Annotated in this window: 18 protein-coding genes; 8 read left to right on the top strand and 10 right to left on the bottom strand. The window is 69.6% G+C overall.

The genetic code is table 11. The features are described from left to right. Positions 1 to 11 precede the first annotated feature (11 nt). A complete protein-coding gene (locus E1P53_RS19100) occupies positions 12 to 1,211 on the bottom strand; it encodes a GNAT family N-acetyltransferase (protein WP_006900100.1) in 1,200 nt (399 codons plus the stop codon). A gap of 212 nt (positions 1,212 to 1,423) precedes the next feature. Here E1P53_RS19100 and E1P53_RS19095 point away from each other — a divergent pair, with 212 nt between their 5' ends. Beyond that, positions 1,424 to 2,119 (top strand): PIG-L deacetylase family protein, encoded by a 696-nt coding sequence (locus E1P53_RS19095; protein WP_006900101.1) that lies wholly within the window; start codon positions 1,424 to 1,426, stop codon positions 2,117 to 2,119. 108 nt (positions 2,120 to 2,227) lie between these two features. Here the strand turns inward: E1P53_RS19095 and E1P53_RS20525 are convergent, their stop codons facing one another. Continuing rightward, complete coding sequence (locus E1P53_RS20525) at positions 2,228 to 2,875, bottom strand: hypothetical protein (RefSeq protein WP_165484449.1); 648 nt, start codon at positions 2,873 to 2,875, stop codon at positions 2,228 to 2,230. Positions 2,876 to 2,898: 23 nt separating this feature from the next. Here E1P53_RS20525 and E1P53_RS19090 point away from each other — a divergent pair, with 23 nt between their 5' ends. After that, the gene (locus E1P53_RS19090) at positions 2,899 to 3,105 is read left to right on the top strand and encodes a hypothetical protein (RefSeq protein ID WP_006902603.1); all 207 of its coding nucleotides are present in this window, start codon (positions 2,899 to 2,901) and stop codon (positions 3,103 to 3,105) included. 52 nt (positions 3,106 to 3,157) lie between these two features. Here the strand turns inward: E1P53_RS19090 and E1P53_RS19085 are convergent, their stop codons facing one another. From E1P53_RS19085 to E1P53_RS19065, 5 genes are all read right to left on the bottom strand, one after another. Next, a complete protein-coding gene (locus E1P53_RS19085; RefSeq protein ID WP_131735191.1) occupies positions 3,158 to 4,195 on the bottom strand; it encodes a L,D-transpeptidase family protein in 1,038 nt (345 codons plus the stop codon). Between the two features lie 289 nt (positions 4,196 to 4,484). Further along, a complete protein-coding gene (gene phoH2 / locus E1P53_RS19080) occupies positions 4,485 to 5,792 on the bottom strand; it encodes an RNA 5'-3' helicase PhoH2 (RefSeq protein WP_006902601.1) in 1,308 nt (435 codons plus the stop codon). Positions 5,793 to 6,140: 348 nt separating this feature from the next. Next, complete coding sequence (locus tag E1P53_RS19075; protein WP_131735190.1) at positions 6,141 to 7,013, bottom strand: acyl-ACP desaturase; 873 nt, start codon at positions 7,011 to 7,013, stop codon at positions 6,141 to 6,143. A gap of 80 nt (positions 7,014 to 7,093) precedes the next feature. Continuing rightward, positions 7,094 to 8,401 (bottom strand): serine hydroxymethyltransferase, encoded by a 1,308-nt coding sequence (glyA, locus tag E1P53_RS19070; RefSeq protein WP_279106084.1) that lies wholly within the window; start codon positions 8,399 to 8,401, stop codon positions 7,094 to 7,096. 34 nt (positions 8,402 to 8,435) lie between these two features. Further along, complete coding sequence (locus E1P53_RS19065; RefSeq protein ID WP_131735189.1) at positions 8,436 to 9,704, bottom strand: DUF885 domain-containing protein; 1,269 nt, start codon at positions 9,702 to 9,704, stop codon at positions 8,436 to 8,438. Positions 9,705 to 9,817: 113 nt separating this feature from the next. On the opposite strand from E1P53_RS19065, the gene coaA reads away from it, so the two are divergent. After that, positions 9,818 to 10,759, top strand: a complete 942-nt coding sequence (gene coaA, locus E1P53_RS19060) for a type I pantothenate kinase (RefSeq protein WP_006902150.1) — start codon at positions 9,818 to 9,820, stop codon at positions 10,757 to 10,759. A 39-nt stretch (positions 10,760 to 10,798) separates the two neighbouring features. Here the strand turns inward: coaA and E1P53_RS19055 are convergent, their stop codons facing one another. Continuing rightward, positions 10,799 to 11,386, bottom strand: coding sequence for a TetR/AcrR family transcriptional regulator (locus E1P53_RS19055; protein WP_131735188.1), 588 nt, complete (start codon positions 11,384 to 11,386; stop codon positions 10,799 to 10,801). A 63-nt stretch (positions 11,387 to 11,449) separates the two neighbouring features. Between E1P53_RS19055 and E1P53_RS19050 the strand changes: the two genes are divergently transcribed. After that, a complete protein-coding gene (locus tag E1P53_RS19050; protein WP_131735187.1) occupies positions 11,450 to 12,610 on the top strand; it encodes an acyl-CoA dehydrogenase family protein in 1,161 nt (386 codons plus the stop codon). A gap of 29 nt (positions 12,611 to 12,639) precedes the next feature. On the opposite strand, the gene E1P53_RS19045 is transcribed toward E1P53_RS19050, so the two are convergent. After that, on the bottom strand, positions 12,640 to 13,416 hold the full coding sequence (locus tag E1P53_RS19045; protein ID WP_131735186.1) for an SDR family oxidoreductase: 777 nt from the start codon (positions 13,414 to 13,416) through the stop codon (positions 12,640 to 12,642). A gap of 92 nt (positions 13,417 to 13,508) precedes the next feature. Between E1P53_RS19045 and pdxR the strand changes: the two genes are divergently transcribed. Next, positions 13,509 to 15,014 carry a MocR-like pyridoxine biosynthesis transcription factor PdxR gene (gene pdxR / locus E1P53_RS19040; RefSeq protein WP_181954863.1) on the top strand — a complete coding sequence of 502 codons (1,506 nt, stop codon included), beginning with the start codon at positions 13,509 to 13,511 and terminating at the stop codon, positions 15,012 to 15,014. 40 nt (positions 15,015 to 15,054) lie between these two features. On the opposite strand, the gene E1P53_RS19035 is transcribed toward pdxR, so the two are convergent. Beyond that, positions 15,055 to 15,837 carry an isoprenyl transferase gene (locus tag E1P53_RS19035; protein WP_006902155.1) on the bottom strand — a complete coding sequence of 261 codons (783 nt, stop codon included), beginning with the start codon at positions 15,835 to 15,837 and terminating at the stop codon, positions 15,055 to 15,057. A 145-nt stretch (positions 15,838 to 15,982) separates the two neighbouring features. On the opposite strand from E1P53_RS19035, the gene trhA reads away from it, so the two are divergent. The 3 genes from trhA (at position 15,983) to E1P53_RS19020 (ending at position 19,136) form a co-directional block, all read left to right on the top strand. Further along, entirely contained in the window at positions 15,983 to 16,651 is a 669-nt protein-coding gene (gene trhA, locus E1P53_RS19030) for a PAQR family membrane homeostasis protein TrhA (protein WP_131735185.1), read from the top strand. A gap of 204 nt (positions 16,652 to 16,855) precedes the next feature. After that, positions 16,856 to 17,398, top strand: coding sequence for a hypothetical protein (locus E1P53_RS19025; RefSeq protein WP_230824451.1), 543 nt, complete (start codon positions 16,856 to 16,858; stop codon positions 17,396 to 17,398). Positions 17,399 to 17,747: 349 nt separating this feature from the next. Continuing rightward, a complete protein-coding gene (locus E1P53_RS19020) occupies positions 17,748 to 19,136 on the top strand; it encodes a PepSY-associated TM helix domain-containing protein (RefSeq protein WP_131735386.1) in 1,389 nt (462 codons plus the stop codon). Positions 19,137 to 19,147: the final 11 nt, after the last annotated feature.

The raw sequence follows: 19,147 nt of genomic DNA, 5'->3' as shown, positions 1-19,147 counted from the left end.
GGGTCCTTTCGTCAGAAGGCGGTGCCGGAGAACGGGAGGCGGTCCACGCCGAACAGGACGTCGAGGCGTGAGATGACCTCGGCTCGTCCGGGATCGACGCGGCCGGCGGCGGCGAGCTGCCGCCATCGGGTTCCGCCGAGGTAGGCCGTCGCCAGGGTGGCGACGTCCACGGTGAGGTCGGGGGTGGCGGCCGACCGGCGAACAGCGTCCGGACCGACCTCGAAAGCGGCGTTGTTGGAGTCGATCTGGGCGTCGACCACGGCCAGGACCACCGGTTCGGCCCGCCCGTAGGTCCGGCCGGCGAGCGCACGTTCGACGTCGACCAGGCGCAGCCAGGTCTCGTCATGTGCGGGGCCGAGTTCGAGCGCGCGTTCGTCGGTGACGGCGAGCTGCAACGGATCATCGAGCGCGACCGCCTCGAAGACGATCCGGTCGACGAGGTCCAGCGAGAACAGGTGCCGCCACAATCCGGCTCGCGCCGTGTCGTTCGTGGCGATGAAATCGGTGACGGTGATCGTCTTCTCGCGATCGGTGAACCAGGTCTGCGTGTTCTCGGGGCGATAGACGACGTAGCCGTCGTCGACCCCGCCGGTGCTGTGCACGGCGACGAGGTGGCGGGTGGGATCCGCCTGCGTGGCGAGCCGCCGCAGGGTCCACCAGCCGGCCGGTCGCGCGATCGCCCCCGGCCAGTCGGCCTGGTCGGCAATCGATCTCAGCAGGTCGGTGTCGGCGCTCCCGTCGACCAGCCGGACCTTGCCGCCCGCCGGCACGCCGTCGCGCAGCCGGATACGACGCCGGTGTGCGACGACACTGCGGCCGGCACTCGCGATCCCGTAACCGAACCGCTCGTAGATCACCGCCTCCGAGGCCCGCAGCGTCGCCACGATCTCGCCCCGGGCGGCGATGTCGTGGAGCTGGCGGGTGATCAGGTTGCGGACGACGCCCTTGCGGCGGTGCGTCGGCAGGACGCCGACGTGGGTCACGGCCGCGTGCGGGATCCTCGCCCCGCCGGGGACGGCGAGCCATCCGCTGTAGGAGTCCACGCCGCCGACCACCGCGTCGCCCTCGAAAGCTGCGATGTAGCGGCCATTTTCGGTGATGGTCGAGGCGTCCACGACGGGCAGGTCGAGTCCGATCATCGACCTCAGGAAGACCTCGAACGCCGCCTGCACCTCGTCGGGCCCGGCCGGCGGCCGATAGTCGATGGTCACGTGTGTTCACCTCCGGATCAGTGGCTTCAACAGTTGTTGAACGCGCTCGGTGAATCACTATCTGCCTGCCGGGCAGAGGGCTCAACACAAGAATCAGCCCGATTCTGATTTGCCCGTCGCACCGACGATCCGATAGGCACGCCGCCCGCGCTTCTGCGGTGTGCAACCGAGATCCCGCCTGTGACAAGGGCAATTCGGTTTATGGTCGAGACATGTCGACGAACCTTCTCCCCTTTCCGACGGACTGGCAGACCGGGCTCGTCCTCGTCGCCCATCCCGATGACCCCGAGTACGGCATGGCGGCCGCGGTCGCACGATGGACCGGCGAGGGCCGGCGCGTCGTCTACGCGCTGGCCTCCAGCGGCGAACGCGGCATCGAGGGGATGATCCCCGCCGAGTGCGGTCCGCTCCGCGAGGCCGAGCAACGCGCCTCGGCCCGGATCGTGGGGGTCGACGAGGTCGAATTCTGGGGCTTTCCGGACAGCGGCATCCGCAACACCCCGGAGCTGCGGGCAAAGATCACCGAGACGGTCGAGCGCATCGCGCCGCAGGTGATCCTGTCGCTCTACGGCGGACCCGAGTGGGCCCCCGGGCAACCCAACCAACGTGACCACATGGAGTTCTCCGCCGCCGTGCTCGACGCCTACGACCAGCTGGCCGCGTCGCGCCCGGACGTCGCACCGTTCTGGCTGTTCGAGAACGGCCCGGCGGCCACCCACGCCGTCGAGGTCGACGACCAGTTCGAGACGGCCGTCCGGTCGCTGGCCGCGCACGACCGGTACCTGTCGGTCCTCGATCCGAACACCCCTGTCTCGGATCAGGCGCGCGCGCAGATCGACCGGGCGACCGCGCCCCGGGACGGGTCGCCCCGGCGGGTGACCGGCTTTGAACTCAAGCGGTCACGGTGACGGGCGACCAAGTCCCCTCGCCCGTGTGACCTTCGTCCCTCCCGCCCGACGGCGGCGACGCGAGATGGTGGGGACACCCCGCCCGCGCTCCCTCCCCCGGAGCGGCACTCAGCCATCAGAGGTGATCGCCATCTCGCTCTCAGGTGTTCTCGTCACGTGCCTGGCGGCCTTCGTCGTCAGCGCCGCCGTCGGCCTGTCGGTATGGATCGTGGTCTTTTTCGGACTCCTCAGCGGTTTACAGTCGGTCGCCTGGCTCGCGGACCGGACCTCGGTCTGGCGGGCCTGATCCGTTCGGCACCCCGCGGTATCCGGCATCCGGACGACTGAAAATCGCTTGAATGTCGCGAGACCCGACGCGTCGAAGGGGGTTGACAACGCAATCCGGAACAGCTCGGACAAAAGGTGGGAAATTCGCGATTTTCCCCTGCCAATCAGTTCTCGTCGAACGAGACGAATCACGTCGTCGACAGCCGGACCGACACCGCGCTGCTCGACCACCCGATGCACGGAATCGCCGATACCGGCAGTCCACGGCACCCACGGCCACCCGCTGGACCACACCGGTGAATCAGCCCGATCGACCCGTGCATGAATCTCCACGGACACCCGGAAAGACAATTCACCACTCCGGCGATCCGTATCAGAGACCGTTGCCGGAATTGACTGTAACGGTGTCCTCCGATCGAACGAAATGCCGGTTGGACTGCCATTCAGGCCTATGAGATCCAGGTCATATTTCGGCACACTGGAAACCATCGATCGTCCGAGAGGAAGAATCCATGACAGCCGTCTCACCCCTGTCACCCGAGACCGAGGGCTCGGCAGACCGGTACTGCGACAGCTGCGGGCGCGTCTTCACGGTGCATCGAAATGTCCCCCAAGAGGGAATCGACGATCTGGCCCGTGCATCCGGCTGGCATATCGGGGCCGAGGAGATCTTCTGTCCCGGCTGCCGCCAGGCCCGGTTCAGCATCAGCGACGCCTGAGACACGCGGGCCTCAGGCGTCGCTCGACGTTTCGTGAGCCGTCAGGCGCGGGTCAGCCCGCGACCCCGGCACCGAGTGCGGTCCCGAGCCCGAACAGCGAGGGCGCCACTTCGACCAGCTGCGAGAGCAGAGCGGTCAGCAGGTCCGCGCCGGGCGCCTCGGGGGACGACGGCGGCGTGGTGCCCGGGGTTGTCTGAGGGGTGGCCCCGGGGGCCTCGGGAGACGTCGGCGGCGTGGTGCCCGGAGTTGCCTGAGGGGTGGCCCCGGGGGCCTCGTCAGCCGGCGCCTCCTGGTTCACCCCGATGGTGATCTTCGGGTTCTTGGCCGGGTCGAGCCAGACGAGCACGTCCTTCATGACCTCGCGCTCGATGGCGACACACCCCATGGTCGGCTGATTGTTCGAGACGTGCAGGAACATGGCCGAGGCCTTGCCCGGAATCCGCTGCGGGTTGTGCGCGATGTTGACCGCGTAGTCGTACACCGGACCCGAGTTGTACAGGTTCTCGCTGTCACCGCCGGGGCTCTGCGCCTGGCGGACATGGGTGTTGTACGTCGGAGACTTCGGATCCGAATCCCACCAGTCCTGCTGATCGACCTTGATGTAGGGCATCTTGGTGCCCGGGTTCTCCTGCCGGCCGAACGCCTGATCGAGCGCAAAGGTCCCCTGCGGCGTGCGGTAGACGTTGTCCTGCGGCTCCCCCATGCCCAGTTCACCCAGGTAGGCCTCGGTCGGACCGATCACCGGCTTCCAACTGCCGTCCGCGCCGCGCTCGAACGCGGTCAGCGTGCCCTTGCTGTCGGTCGCCTTCGGCGCGGTGACGATGATCATCTGCGAGGTGTCACCACCGGGGCCGGCGCCGGTGGCGCCGGGGCCTTCACCGTCCGCCGATCCAGTGTCCCCGGCGAGCTTGTCGAGGATCTCGTCGAACAGGCCGATGCCCAGGCCTCCCGGGCCCGTGCCCGGCAGAGACGGGGTCGCCGGAGTGGTCGGCGTCGACGGAGTGGTCGTTTCCGGTTCGGCGAATGCATGGCCCGCTCCACCGGCACAAGCAGCCAGTACCGCGATCACCAGCAGTCCCAATAACCTCATTCGCCTCATCAGTAACTTCAGCACCACACCAGTGTGACAGTGCGCAAGAGGCCGTGAGTCACGTGACGATCACGGTGCCGTCAGGATCGGATCAAGAGACCGCCGAACACGAGAAGGCCGCGCCGAGCCCTGTCCCAGGACCCGGCGCGGCCTCTACGGTCGAAGGGGTGTGCCCGCCTGCTCGCTACGCTCCCGGCGCGGCCACAACCCGCCCGCTCGCTACGCTCCCGGCGCGGCCACAACCCGCCCGCTCGCTACGCTCCCGGCGCGGTCACAACCCGCCCGCTCGCTACGCTCCCGGCGCGGAGGGGCCGAACTCCTCCAACATGTCCGTCACCAACGCCGCGATCGGCGACCTCTCGCTGCGGGTGAGCGTGATGTGGGCGAACAGCGGATGCCCCTTGAGCTTCTCGATCACGGCCGCGACCCCGTCGTGCCGGCCGACGCGCAGGTTGTCGCGCTGTGCCACGTCGTGGGTGAGGACCACGCGCGAACCCGAGCCCAGCCGCGACAGCACCGTCAGCAGCACATTGCGTTCCAGTGACTGCGCCTCGTCGACGATGACGAACGAGTCGTGCAGCGACCGGCCCCGGATGTGGGTCAGCGGCAACACCTCGAGCATCCCCCTGCTGAGGACCTCGTCGATGACCTCCGGCGAGGCGAGCCCCTCCAGGGTGTCGAACACGGCCTGCGCCCACGGCCCCATCTTCTCCGACTCCCCGCCGGGCAGGTAGCCGAGTTGCTGGCCGCCGACCGCGTACAGGGGCCGGAAGACCACGACCTTACGCTGGGTCCGGCGTTCGAGAACCGCCTCCAGGCCTGCGCACAGCGCGAGCGCCGACTTGCCCGTGCCCGCCTTGCCGCCGAGCGACACGATCCCGACGCTGTCGTCGAGCAGCAGGTCCAACGCCACCCGCTGTTCCGCCGACCGGCCGTGCAGCCCGAAGGCCTCTCGATCACCACGAACGAGCTGGACACGCTTGTCCTCGTTCACCCGTCCGAGAGCGCTCGACGAGGAGCTGAGCAGGCGGACACCGGTGTGACACGGCAGCTCCCGCGCCTCGTCGATGTCCACGACGCCCTCGGCGAAGAGGTCGTCGATCGTGGACGTCTCGACGTCGAGCTCTGCCATGCCCGACCAGCCGGACACCACGACGTCCTGGGCGTGGTACTCGTCCGCGTCGAGGCCCACGGCACCCGCCTTCACCCGCAGCGGAGTGTCCTTGGACACCAGCGTGACGTCCTTGCCCTCGGCGCGGAGGTTGAGGGCGCACGCCAGGATGCGCGAGTCGTTGCTGTCGGTGCGGAAACCCGCGGGCAGCACCGCCGGATCGGTGTGGTTGAGCTCCACCTGCAGGGTGCCGCCCTCGGAGCCGATCCCGATCGGGAGGTCGAGCCGACCGTGGGCCAGACGCAGGTCGTCGAGCAGGCGCAACGCCTCACGCGCGAACCAGCCGAGCTCATGGTGGTGACGTTTGCCCTCGAGTTCGCTGATCACCACGAGTGGCAGGACCACCTGGTGTTCGGCGAACCGCATGACCGCCCAGGGATCGGACAGCAGCACGGAGGTGTCGAGGACGTAGGTGCGTGTGGTCACGTGGGGCTCCTACGTTCGTGCGGCGCCCGCACAAACCAGTTCTGTAGTCGACCGGCCGGTCCGAATGTCTGTGCCCGGCGTCAGCCGAACCGGACGAGGACCGGGGCCGGCCCCCTCGCGATGCTGGTGCAAATCACGAATCGAACCTCCCGGACGGATCGCTTCCCCGCGGTCCGTCACCCGCCAACGTACGCGCGATGTGCACGCGCGGCGCGCGGAGATCAGGTGTGTCGGCGTGAATTTCGCGTTAACGGGGGTATCGTCGGCCCCAGGGACGCAAACGGCGCCACCAGGACTTTTCTCGTCCTGATGGCGCCGTGTCGTCTGAGTGGACGGCGTCCGCGCGGGCTAGCCGCGGGCGCGGGAGAGGATGCGCTGACGCGCCGCCTCGGCCTCGTCGCCGAGTCCCTGGACCGAGTCGAGCTTGACCGCGTCGGCGAACGCCGCGGCGATCTCCTTCCAGGTCTCCTCGTTCTCGTAATCGGCGATGAGGGCGCGCTCGGCGTCGAAGTCGTCGATGTCGTGGCCGATCGCCTCGGCGCGGCCGACCGCAAGTGCCTTGTCCATCGCGATGACGGTGGTGTCCTGGTCGGCGACGATGCCGGCGTTGAGGAACTTGCCGAAGGTCTTCGACTGGACCTCGTCGTCGGCCGCGATCTTGGCGAGGATCTCCTCGAGGACCTCGTCGTCGGCGATCGCCGAGAGCCGCTTGATGAAGCTGACGCACTGGTTCTCGTGGACGGCCATCAGTGCGAGGACGTCCATCGGGCCGAGCTCGGCCATCGCCTCGGGGCTCTGGCGGTAACCCTTCGTCACGTGCACGAGGCGACGATGCTCGGCGTCCACCGGGTCGATCGCGCGGCGCACCACGAGGTAGTCACGGAGCACGATCGAGTGCCGGTTGTCCTCGGCGGTCCACACCCCGATGAGCTGGCGCCACTCGGAGAACGCCGGGAAGTGCTTGGCCAGCACGCGGTGGTAGGAGGGGAGCTGGTCCTTCGTCAGCAGCAGCGCCAGCAGCGCGGCACGGGCCTCGTCGGACAGCGTGGCCTGCGAGGGATCGAAGTCCTCGCCGCCGAGGAAGGCGAAATTGCGTCCCTCGTCCCACGGCACCCAGTCGTGCGGCTGCCACGGGGTGGCGGCCGCCCTGTGCTCTTCGGCGATCTCGGGAAGAGCCTTCTCGAGAGCGATGATCAGGTCGTCTTCAGTGAGTGCGTTCATCGCTGCCAAGAATACGTACGCCGCCTCGTGAGGAGCAATTCAGGTCACACTCCTCACGAGACGGCGTCGGTGTGAATCGATCAGATGCGGCTCATCAGGCCCCACTCCTCGAGTCCCTCGTAGAGCGGGAAGTCGAGGGCGAGCTTGGAGACGCGTCCGCGCAGTGCGGAGACGTCGGCGGCGGGGCCGGCCGCGAGTGCGGTCGCGATGATGTCGGCGACCTCGGTGAACTGCTCGTCGCCGAAGCCGCGCGTGGCCAGGGCCGGGGTGCCGATCCGCAGGCCCGAGGTGACCATCGGCGGGCGCGGGTCGAACGGCACCGCGTTGCGGTTGACCGTGATGCCGACCTGGTGCAGCAGGTCCTCGGCCTGCTGGCCGTCGAGGTTGCTGTTGCGCAGGTCCACGAGAACCAGGTGGACGTCGGTGCCGCCGGTGAGGACCGAGATGCCGGCCTTGGCGACGTCCTCGCCGGTGAGACGCTCGGCGAGGATCTTCGCACCCGCCAGGGTGCGGCGCTGGCGGTCGGCGAACTCCTCGGTGCCGGCGATCTTCAGCGCGACGGCCTTGCCGGCGATGGCGTGCATGAGCGGCCCGCCCTGCTGGCCGGGGAACACCGCGGAGTTGATCTTCTTGGCCCATTCCTGCTTGGCCAGGATGATGCCCGAGCGCGGACCGCCGAGGGTCTTGTGCACGGTGGAGCTGACGACGTCGGCGTGCGGCACCGGCGACGGGTGGAGGCCGGCGGCGACGAGTCCGGCGAAGTGCGCCATGTCGACCCACAGGTGGGCGCCCACCTCGTCGGCGATGGAGCGGAACGCCTCGAAGTCGAGGGTGCGCGGGTAGGCCGACCAGCCGGCGACGATGACCTTCGGCTTGACGTCGAGGGCGATCTTGCGCACCTCGTCCATGTCGATCCGGAAGTCTTCCTTGCTCACGCCGTAGAAGGCGTTCTCGTAGAGCTTGCCCGAGAAGTTGAGGCGCATGCCGTGGGTGAGGTGGCCGCCGTGGGCGAGATCGAGACCGAGCATGGTCTCCCCCGGCTCCATCAGGGCCTGCAGGACCGCGGCGTTGGCCTGCGCACCCGAATGCGGCTGCACGTTGGCGAAGTCCGCGCCGAACAGTTCCTTCGCGCGATTGCGGGCGATGTCCTCGACCACGTCGACGTATTCGCAGCCGCCGTAGTAGCGGCGCCCCGGGTAGCCCTCGGCGTACTTGTTGGTGAGCACGCTGCCCTGGGCCTGCAGGACCGCGCGCGGAACGAAGTTCTCCGACGCGATCATCTCGAGCGTGTCCCGCTGACGGCTCAGTTCGCCGTTCATCGCGGCGGCGACATCGGGGTCCAGCTCCGCCAGGGACATCGAGTTCACGGATGACGAGTTCGAGGTCATGGTGTCAAGTCTAGGGACGGGACCGCCGAATCCCCTAACCAGCCACCTGCGCCCTCTGGCCGGCCCCCGTCTCGGCCTTCGGCCCGGTGGCGGCGAGTTCCCTTCTCAGGCTCGCCGGGATCAGCGGTTCGTCGAGGAGACGGCCGAAAGCCGCGGCCCGGTCGTCGGAGGCGTCGAGCCACCGGTCCAGGAGCTGGTAGCCCTCGACATAGGTGCTGATGTAGGCGCGCCACAGCGGGGAGGTGAGGAAACGCAGCATCTGCCGGGCCCGCTCGGGCGGGGCGAGCAGCCATGTCTGCAGGAACTGCGCGACGGTGTCCGCCTCGACGTCGCGGTCGTGCAGCAGCAGCGCGGCGTCCTGCCGCACGGTCAACAGCCCCGCCGCGGCCCGCCCGACCCGGGCGGCCCGGTCGGCGTCGAAACGCAGCCCGATGTCGGCGTAGATCTCGGCCGCCCACGCGTGCCAGTCGGGGCCCATGATCGCGTCGAGGGCGTGATCGGCGAGCCCCTCGGCCATCAGGCACTGCGGGGTGTTGACGAGGAAGATCGACTGCTCGTGCTGTCCGGCGCCGACGAGCAGCTGCTCCTTGCGGCAGTGCTCGGTGTGATGGCCCGGGTACGCCTCGTGGGCGATCAACGACGGCAGCGACGACATGTACTGGGTGAGGTCGGCGTTGATCGCAACCCGGGAGCGGTACCCGCCGAGGTAGTAGTTGAACCCCGACCAGGGCTTGTCGGTGACGACCTCGAACTCCACGATCTCGTTGTCCGGCAACGGGTACCGGGCCCGGACCCGCTCGCGCAGGGCGCCGCTGAAGGCCCGCACGCACTCGTCGACCTTCGCCGGCGGGATCTCGTCGGCACGTCGATGCGCCGCGTAGGCGTCGCGCAGGTCGTCGCCGGTCGCGCCCGGGACCCCGAGCGCCTCGGCGAGCGCGACGTGCGCGGACTCGTAGCGGTCGGTGTCGGCGAGCGCGATGTCGACGTCGAAGTAGGCCCGGACCTCGTCGACGAAGGAGATCTCCTCACCGGCGAACCGCCGCGCCGAACACTCCAGCGCACGAAGGTGCGCACCCAGGAACTCGGCACGATCCGCGGGCAATCCGCCGGGCAGCTCGGCGAGCAGCGCCCGGGCCCGCGCGGCCAGCTGCGCGGGTTCGGGGGCCGGCGCGTTCTCGACCTCCGCACGCAACGCCGGGTCCCCGGTGTAGGCGTCGACGAACCCCTCCTCGAGACGGTCGAACGCCAGTCCCAGTCGCAGGTAGTCGGTGACGATGTCGAGGTCAGCGGTGTCGGCCGGCATATGGCCGAGGCTACCCCGGGCCCACCTCTGTGTCGCAGGCAATCGCGTGCCCCTAAGCTGTACGACATGACGACCCGGGCATCCGCGCGTACGACGACCCCGGAGCTGCGCTGATGGCTCGTAACTCCAGCGACCGGGATCCCAGTCTGTACCTGGAGTTGGACCGGCGGCAGTGGCGAGAGCTCCGCGAGTCGATGCCGATGGTCCTCACCGAGGACGAGCTCGCCGAACTCGTCGGTCTCGGTGAGCAGATCGACCTGCAGGAGGTCGCCGACGTCTACCTGCCGCTGTCGCGTCTGATCCACCTCCAAGTTGCTGCGCGACAACGACTCTTCGCGGCCACCTCGACCTTCCTCGGCGAACGCCAGACCAGCCGTCAGGTGCCGTTCATCATCGGGATCGCGGGGAGCGTGGCGGTCGGCAAGTCCACGACCGCGCGCGTCCTCGCCGCGCTGCTGGCGCGCTGGGAGTCCCACCCGAAGGTCGACCTGGTGACGACCGACGGATTCCTCCTTCCCACTGCGGAGATGCAGCGCCGGGGCATCCTGCACCGCAAAGGTTTTCCCGAGTCGTACGACCGGCGCGCACTGCTGCGGTTCGTGACCGAGGTGAAGTCGGGCGCACGCGAGGTCGCCGCACCGGTGTACTCGCACCTGGCCTACGACATCGTGCCGAACGTCTATCACTATGTGCGCCAGCCCGACATCCTGATCCTCGAGGGCCTCAACGTCCTGCAGACCGGCCCGACGCTGATGGTGTCGGATCTCTTCGACTTCTCGATCTACGTCGACGCGAAGATCGAGGACATCGAGGAGTGGTACATCTCCCGCTTCCTGCAGATGCGGACGACCTCATTCGCCAACCCGGACTCGCACTTCCACGCCTACGCCTCCCTGACCGACGAGCAGGCGACGGCGGCGGCCCGCGATCTCTGGATCTCGATCAACCGACCGAACCTCATCGAGAACATCCTCCCGACCCGCCCGCGCGCGACGCTTGTCCTGCGCAAGGACCACGACCACTCGATCAACCGGGTCCGTCTCCGAAAGCTCTGAGCGCCCGGGGTTCCCGGCCCCGCCGTCCGGTCGGTCCGATCAGGCGGTCCGCAGCATGAGGTCGACGAGTTCGGCGCTGTGGCGGCCGGCGCCCGCCCGGTCCTCCTCGGAGTCGGACAGGTGGAGGGCGCCCACCCCCATCGCGAAGATCCATGCGGCCCGCATCGTGGCGGTCTGCTCGTCGAGCCCGTGGTCGACGAGGCAGCGGCGCACCGCATCCCGGGCCCGCCGATCCGACCTGCGGATGCTCGCCCGCGCCTGCGGATCGGTGCGCGCCCACTCGCGCATGGCGCGCTCGATCATCCAGTGCCGCGGGCTGGTGAGCTGTGCGATCAGTCCCAGCAGCCGTTCCCTGGGCGGTAGGCCGTCGAGGGACTCGAACTTCTTGTGCTCCTCGTCGCTCCACTCACCCCAGCGTTCGACGAGCGCCTGCCGGTAGGCGGCGATGTCGGTGAAGTGCCAATAGAAGCTGCCCTTGGTGACGCCCATCCGACGGCAGAGGGAGTCGATCTTGACCTGGTTGAGGCCCTCCTCGGCGAGGACCGCGTACCCCAGTTCGATCCAGTCGTCGGCGGACAGTCCGCGTCCACCACCCTGCCCGCGCTTGCGCTCCCGCACCTCGGTCATCGCCACAGCCTAGATCGCCGAATCCCCCGTTTCCATACTTTTTCGTATGTTACGTTCCGACCCATGACCACGACATCCGGATCGGTGACGATCACCGACGAATTCGTCGCCGCGCTGGCCGACCGTGCCCGACAGGCCGAAGAGCTGCGCAAACTGCCCGCCGACACCATTCGGGACGCGACCGACAGCGGCCTCCTCGACCTGCTGATACCGCGCCGCTTCGGCGGACTCGAGGCCCCCTACCCGGAGATCCTCGACCACGTCCGCCGCCTGGCGCACGGCTGCACGTCGAGCGCGTGGACGCTGGGCTTCTACACGCTGCACGGATGGATCACCGCCCTGTTCGACGAACAGGCCCAGCAGGAGGCCTTCGCCGACCGGCCCTACCTCGCCCCGGCCCCGTTGGCGCCGACCGGCACGGCAGAACCGCGCGACGGCGGCTTCACCCTGTCCGGGCGCTGGTCATGGGCCACCGGGATCATGCAGGCCAACTGGGTCATGGTCGGCGCGATCGTCACCGGGGACAAACCCGACGCGATCCTCGCCCTGCTCCCCGTCTCCGACGCCCGGGTGGAGGACGTCTGGCACACCGACGGGATGCGGGCCACCGGATCCAACGACGTGGTCGTCGAGAACGCGTTCGTGCCGAGCCATCGCACCATCCGGGTCCGTGACCTGTACGCGGGCCGGACCCCCGGCGCCGCACTCCACGACAGCCCCTCGTATCGCTGGCCGATGGTCCCGGCTCTCGCCCTGCTCGCCGCGATGCCGGCCCTGGGCACGGCCGAACGCGTCGCCGACCTGTATGCGACCCGGCTCTCCGAGCGTGTGCTCGCCTATCAGATGGTCAAGCAGAAGGACAAGCCTGCCGCGCGAATCCGGCTGGGAGACGCTCGGATTCGCCTACGGGCCCTGCGTGCCCTGCTCGACGGCACCGTCGCGACGATCGAGGGCACGCTCGCCGCCGGCGAGACCGTCGACCTGCGCACCCGCGCACAGGCCCGACTCGCCGCCGCCCGGATCGTGCACGAGTCGAAGGCGGTGATCGGCAGCCTGCTCGAGGCCTCCGGCGCGAGCGTGCACTTCCTCGACCATCCGATGCAGCGGGCGCGGCGCGATGTCGACGTGCTGTCCGGTCACGTCGTGTTCGACCACGACGAGATCCGGGAGATCACCGGATCACTCGAGATCGGGATGGAGATCTCGCCGTTCGCGATGGTGTGACGGGCTCCCCCCTCGGCCGGCGGCCGCGCCTACGCCCCGGCCGCCGGCGCCGCGGCCTGCGCGGCGAGCCAGTCGTCGAGTGCGGTGGTCGTGACGATGTCGGGGTGGGCCGGCACCAGGCCGCCGCGGCGGATCGCCGGACCGCCGACCGACGCGCCGATGACCCATCGCGGCGAGCGTCGCCGGGACGCGACCGCTTTCGCCACGTCGACCAGATCCATCTCGTCGGGACCGGCGACCTCCACCTTGCGGCCGTCGTGGTCGGCAGAGGTCGCGACGTCGGCGACCACCCGCGCCACGTCGGCCGCGGCCGCGGGCCGCGACCACATCTTGGGCGCGACGGCGACGGGGCCGAGCGACATCCGCCCCATCATCTGTTCGGCCAGTTCGAACCACTGGGTCGATGCGACGATCGTGAGCACCTCCGGCGGCAGCGCCTGCCGGTAGGCGTCCTCCTGCGCCGCCTTGCCCTGGTAGTAGCCGAACTTCGCGTTCACCTCGGGCTTGTCGGCGTTCGCGATCGACACGCAGACCACGTGTCCCACCCCGGCGTCGGTGGCCGCCCGGGCGATGTTGGCCGCAGTAGTGCGGAAGAAGTCGATGGCCTTCTTGGCGCTGAGCGTTTCCAGGCTGAGGCAGTCGACGACCACGTCCGCGCCGGACATCACCTCCGCCAGTCCCTCCCCCGTGTACGCGTCGACACCGCGCGCCCGGTTGGCCCCGACCACCTCGTGCCCCCGTCGGGAGAGCTCCTCGACGACCCGGCTGCCCAGGACCCCGCTCGCTCCGATCACCACGATCTTCATCCCGATCCCACCTCTGCTGTCGTTCCTGTTCCGTCATTGCTCTCCGGCACCTACGCTAGTGCTCGATTAGCACAAGAAAGTGGTCCAATCCGGTGGCAGAAAACAGTGTCAATTTGCCTGGCGCCGATTCCCCCGCCGCCCGGTCCCGCGATCCGTGGGGCGAGGTGGCCGCCGGTCTCGGAGCGGATCTGTTCCTCGATCCACCCCTCGCGAACACCGGCACGCGCGGTCGTGCGGCGACACTGCGCCGAACACTCGCCGAGGCGCTGCGGTCGGCGATCCGCGACGGCCGGTTGCCGCCGGGCACCGCGCTGCCGCCGTACCGCTCGCTGGCCGCCGACCTGGGAGTGGCCCGGGGCACGGTGTCGGCGGTCTACCAGGAGCTGGTGGCGGAGGGCTGGCTGACCGCCCGCCAGGGGTCGGCCACCAGGGTCGCCGAGGGCGCCGCCCACCCGGACGCCGGCCGGGACGCCTCGACCGTCCAGACCGCCACCGCCACAGCGACATTCCGCATCCAGCACGACTTCTCGCTCGGACAGCCGTGCGCGGGGATGTTCCCGCGCACGGACTGGGTCCGGGCGACCCGGCGCGTCCTCACCGACTGCGCGGACGACGCCTTCGCGCCGGCGCATCCGCAGGGGCGTCCGGAACTCCGCCTCGCCCTTGCCGGATACCTCGGCCGCACGCGCGGGGTCCGCACCACCGCAGACCGGATCGTCCTGGGCACCGCGGTGCAGTCGGCCCTGGAACTCCTGTCGCGCACCGTCATCGGCGACGTGCTCGCCGTGGAGAGCCACGGGCTGCCGTTCCACTGGCGAGCCGTCGAACGGGGCGGCACCGGCGTGGTCCCTATCCCGGTGGACGGCGAGGGCATGGTCGTCGACGAGCTCGAGCGCAGCGGCGCGTCGGCGGTCCTGCTCACGCCGAGCCACCAGTTCCCGACCGGTGTGGCGTTGTCTCCGGCCCGCCGCATGCAGGTCGTAGACTGGGCCCGCCGCACCGGCGCGGTGATCGTCGAGGACGATTACGACGGCGAGTTCCGCTACGACCGCGATCCGGTGGGCGCCCTGCAGGCGCTCGGCCCGGATGTGGTCATCCACGCGGGCTCGGTGTCCAAGAGCCTCTCCCCCGCGGTCCGCGCCGGATGGCTGGCGCTGCCGGACCATCTCGTCGAGAAGGTGGTGCAGGCCAAGGGGTTACGCGAGCCCGACGCGAGCATCCTCGACCAGTTGATCCTGGCCGACCTGATCGGCTCGGGGGCCTACGACCGCCACATCCGACGTAGCCGCCAGGCGTATCGGGCTCGGCGCGACGCCCTGGTCGACGCGATGACCGCCACGGGCTTTCGCCTCCCCGGCATCGCGGCGGGTCTCCACGCGGTGATCCCCGTCGAGCACGACGCCGAGAATGCGTTGGTGCACCGGGCCTTTGCGCGTGGGATCGGACTCGTGGGGTTGTCGGTGTTCCGCCATCCCGATGCCGAACCCCTCCCCTACGGCGGGCTGGTCGTCGGATTCGGGACGCCCGCCGCGTCGACCTACACGGCCGACCTCGAGGCACTGACGAGCCTGCTCGCGGGTTCGAAGGACGACCGCTGACGAGACGGTCGCCCGTCCTGCGTCCGAACCGGGCCGGCGCCTATTTCCCGAACCGCCGACTGCGGGCCGAGTAGTCCCGCAGTGCGCGGAGGAAGTCCACGCGCCGGAACTCGGGCCAGTAGGCGTCGGTGAACCAGATCTCCGAATACGCGCTCTGCCACAACAGGAATCCCGACAGCCGTTGCTCACCGGAGGTCCGGATGACGAGGTCGGGGTCGGGCTGCCCCTTGGTGTAGAGGTTGGCGTCGATGGCCTCGACCGTGACGGCGTCGATCATCTCCTCCGGCGTGGCACCCTCGGCGAGCTTCTCGGCGAGCAGCGCGCGCACCGCGTCGACGATCTCCTGCCGCCCTCCGTATCCGACGGCGACGTTGACGTTCATGCCGTGGTGGTCGGCGGTGCGTTCCGCGGCCGCACGCAGTCGCCCGGCGACGGGGTCCGGCAACGCGTCGAGCGTGCCGACGATGCGCACACACCACTGCGAGCCCGGCGCGGAGATCTCGTCGACGATGTCGGGCACGATCTCCAGCAGCGCGTCGAGTTCCTCCGACGACCGGTTCAGGTTCTCGGTGGAGAGCAGGTAGATGGTCACGGCCTCGATGCCGAGGGTCGAGCACCAGCCCAGCATGTCCGCGATGCGCTGCGCGCCGACCCGATGGCCGTGGCTGACGTCGTCGAAGCCCGCCTCCCGCGCCCAGCGGCGGTTGCCGTCACAGATGATCGCCACGTGCCGCGGCAACCGCTCGGGGTCGAGGAGCTGGATGAGGCGGCGTTCGTAGATATTGAGAACAGGACGGCGCACCCGGTCCGGCAGCAGTTTCATCGTGCGGGCGACCCCAACTGGGCGGAAGACTCTTCGCGGCTCCGTGTCACGTGGGACACCTTACGCGCCGCGATGCGAGCAAACCGACCCATATCGGTGCCAGAAGCCCCTCCTACCAGCGCGTAACTTACGGTAGCGTAACCACATGAGCACGACACTGAGTCCATCCGTGGACGAGCGACCGCGCCTGCGCGGCGTCATCCACCACTACTCCGCGTATGTGGCAGGGTTGGCCGGTCTCGCCCTCGTCATCGGAGCCGCCCTCCTCGACGGCGCCGTCGCCGCCCTCACCTGCACGATCTACGCGATCACGGTGGTGGGGCTCTTCACCGTCAGCGCGGCGTACCACCGCATCCCGTGGAAGACCATGCGGGCGCGCCTGCGCATGAAGCGCGCCGACCACGCCACGATCTTCCTGTTCATCGCCGGCTCCTACACGCCGTTCTGCGCCCTGGGGCTCCCGTCGCCGACGCGGTGGTGGGTGCTCGCGATCGTATGGGCAGGCGCCATCGGCGGCGCTCTGCTGAAGATCATGTGGCCGGGCGCGCCGCGCTGGCTGGGCGTCACGCTCTACATCGCGCTGGGTTGGGTGATCGTCGCGGTCGCCCCGGCGCTCGTCCACCAGACCGGAGTGACGGTCATGGTCCTGCTGGCCCTCGGCGGGGTCTTCTACAGCGTGGGCGGCGTGCTCTACGCCGTGCGCTGGCCCAACCCCTGGCCGACGACGTTCGGTCACCACGAGGTGTTCCACGCCTGCACCGCGGTTGCCGCGTTGTTGCACTACATCGCGGCCTGGATGGTCGTCGCGGGCTAGCCCGCAGAAATCACACCGCGGGCTGAGCCCGCAGAAATCACACCGCGGGCTGAGCCCGCAGAAACGACACCGCGTGCCGAGCCCGCAAATGTCACACCGCGGGCCGAGCCCGCAGAAACCACACCGCGTGCCGAGCCCGCCCGCCCTCGGACCACCATGGGTGCAGCCGATCCCCCGCACGCGGCCACTCGATACGATGCGGCGGTGACCTCGGCCCTGCAGACAGTGCACCGGATGCGCGGATGCGCAGTCGGTGCACTGTCTGCGTGCACGGCCGTCGCCGCGCACGGGATGGCCGACGGCGTCCTGCCGGACTCGGGTTCTCTGGTGCTGATGATCGCCGCGTGCGCGGCGCTCGGCGCCACCGTCGGGACCGCCGTCCGCCGCAGTCCCGGTCCGGCCGCCACACTCGGGCTTCTGGCTGCCGGCCAGGTCCTCGCGCACCTCTGCCTGTCGGCACTCGACGACCTCCCGGCGATGCTCCACCACGGCGTGGCCCCGGCGTCGCCGTCCATGATCGCGATGCACGTCGCCGCGACGGGCGTCACCGCCGGCGCACTCCGTGTCGCCGAGGCCGTCCTCCCGGCCCTGTTGACCGCGATCGTCGCACTCGTCCAGCCGGTGCTCGATCCACCGGCCGCCGAGTGCCCCCGACTCGACCGGCTGGTCCCGGCACGGGACGCCCGCCGGGACCGGCACACGATCGCACCCCTGGGCACACGCGGCCCGCCCGTGATGGCTCGCTGACCATCTCTGTTCCTCACCGACCCGTCCGCACGACGGGCCGGTCGGTGCGCGTGCGCCCAGCCCGAGTAACCAGGACTCAGTGTTCGTGGCCTCGTCGGCGAACTCTCCTCGCGGGGAACCGCGTCGAACGGTGCCCGACGGCTCACGCGTGCCGCTCTCAGCGAAAGGCGGCCTCGTGCCCTCACGTTCTTTTCTGTCCGATTCCCCGTCCGGGTCATCCGGGCCAGACCTGTCCGGAGCAGACCCGGGCGCGCCGGGCCAGTCCGGTTCGGCGCGCCCCGACCGTTGTGTCGCCGGCGCACCGACGACCTCCCGCGATGGCGATCCACCCCGCCGCGCCGGCGCCTGGATTCCGTTGCTGCGTCGCCTGCACTTCTATGCGGGCATCCTCGTCGGGCCGTTCCTGATCGTCGCCGCCCTCACCGGCGGCGCCTACGCGATCGCACCGTCGGTGGAGCAGATCGTCTACCACGACCAGCTCCACACCTCGAGCACCGGTGAGTCGAGATCGCTCGCCGATCAGGTCGGGGCCGCGATGCGGGTGCGGCCCGATCTCACGGTGTCGGCCGTGCGACCTCCCGCCGCACCAGGTGACACCACGCGCGTGCTCTTCGACGACCCGTCGCTGGGCGAGTCCGAGCGTCAGGCGGTCTTCGTCGACCCGGTGACGCTCGAGATCAAAGGCGAGCTCGTCTCGTACGGCAGCGCCGCCGCACTGCCGTTCCGCGCCTGGTTGAGCAATCTGCACCGCAATCTGCATCTCGGCGACCCCGGCCGGATCTACAGCGAGCTCGCCGCGTCGTGGCTGTGGGTCGTCGCGCTCGGCGGAGTCGCACTGTGGATCTCACATGTCCGGCGACGGCGGACGGCCGCGACGGATCTCGTCACGCTCGATCGTTCGGCCGCCGGACGCAACCGCACCCGAAACCGTCATGCCGTCGTCGGCATGTGGATCGTGGTCGGGCTGGTGTTCCTGTCGGCGACCGGCCTCACGTGGTCGAAGTACACCGGCGACAACGTGACCGGGTTGCGTAGTGCGATGAACTGGATGACGCCCACGGTGAACACCGAGATCTCGGCCCCGGAATCCGCCGGCGCCCCGGCCGGTTCCGGCCACCACGGCACGGATCACGGTGCGGCCCAAGAGCACTCGGCCACGCTGTCGACCATCCCGGACCTCGACCGCGTTCTCGCCGCCGCGCACGCCGCCGGAGTGGACGGCGCCGTCGAGGTGGGCATCCCGTCCTCGGCCGACACCGCCTTCACCGTGACGCAGACGCGTCAGCCGTGGCAGTTCAGCCCGGACAGCGTGGCCGTCGACGGCGCCACCGGACGCATCGTCGACGAATCCCGGTTCGCCGATTGGCCGTTGGCGGCCCAGCTCACCAACTGGGGCATCGCGCTGCACATGGGCATCCTGTTCGGCCGGCTCAGCCAGATCGGTCTGCTGTTGCTCGCGATCGCCCTGGTGGCGGTGATCGTGCGCGGCTACCAGATGTGGTGGCAGCGCCGGCCCCGTCACTCGGGCCCGTTCGGCGTCGGGAGGCCCCCGGCACGCGGGGTTCTCCGCCGATTGTCGGTGCCGTGGACGATCGCGCTCGTCGCGGCGACCGTCGTCGTCGGCTGGTTCATCCCGCTGCTCGGCATCAGCCTCGTGGCGTTCCTGGTCGTCGACCTCGCCCTGGGCTTGCGGACGAAACGTGTTCGGGCACAAAAGAAGACCACCACCTCGGCCTAGCGGCAGAGGTG

The sequence above is a fragment of the Gordonia paraffinivorans genome, assembly GCF_900683595.1.
Lineage (GTDB): Bacteria > Actinomycetota > Actinomycetes > Mycobacteriales > Mycobacteriaceae > Gordonia > Gordonia paraffinivorans.
The sequence above is the reverse complement of the archived record's forward strand: the minus strand, read 5'-3'. Positions and strand labels throughout refer to the sequence as shown.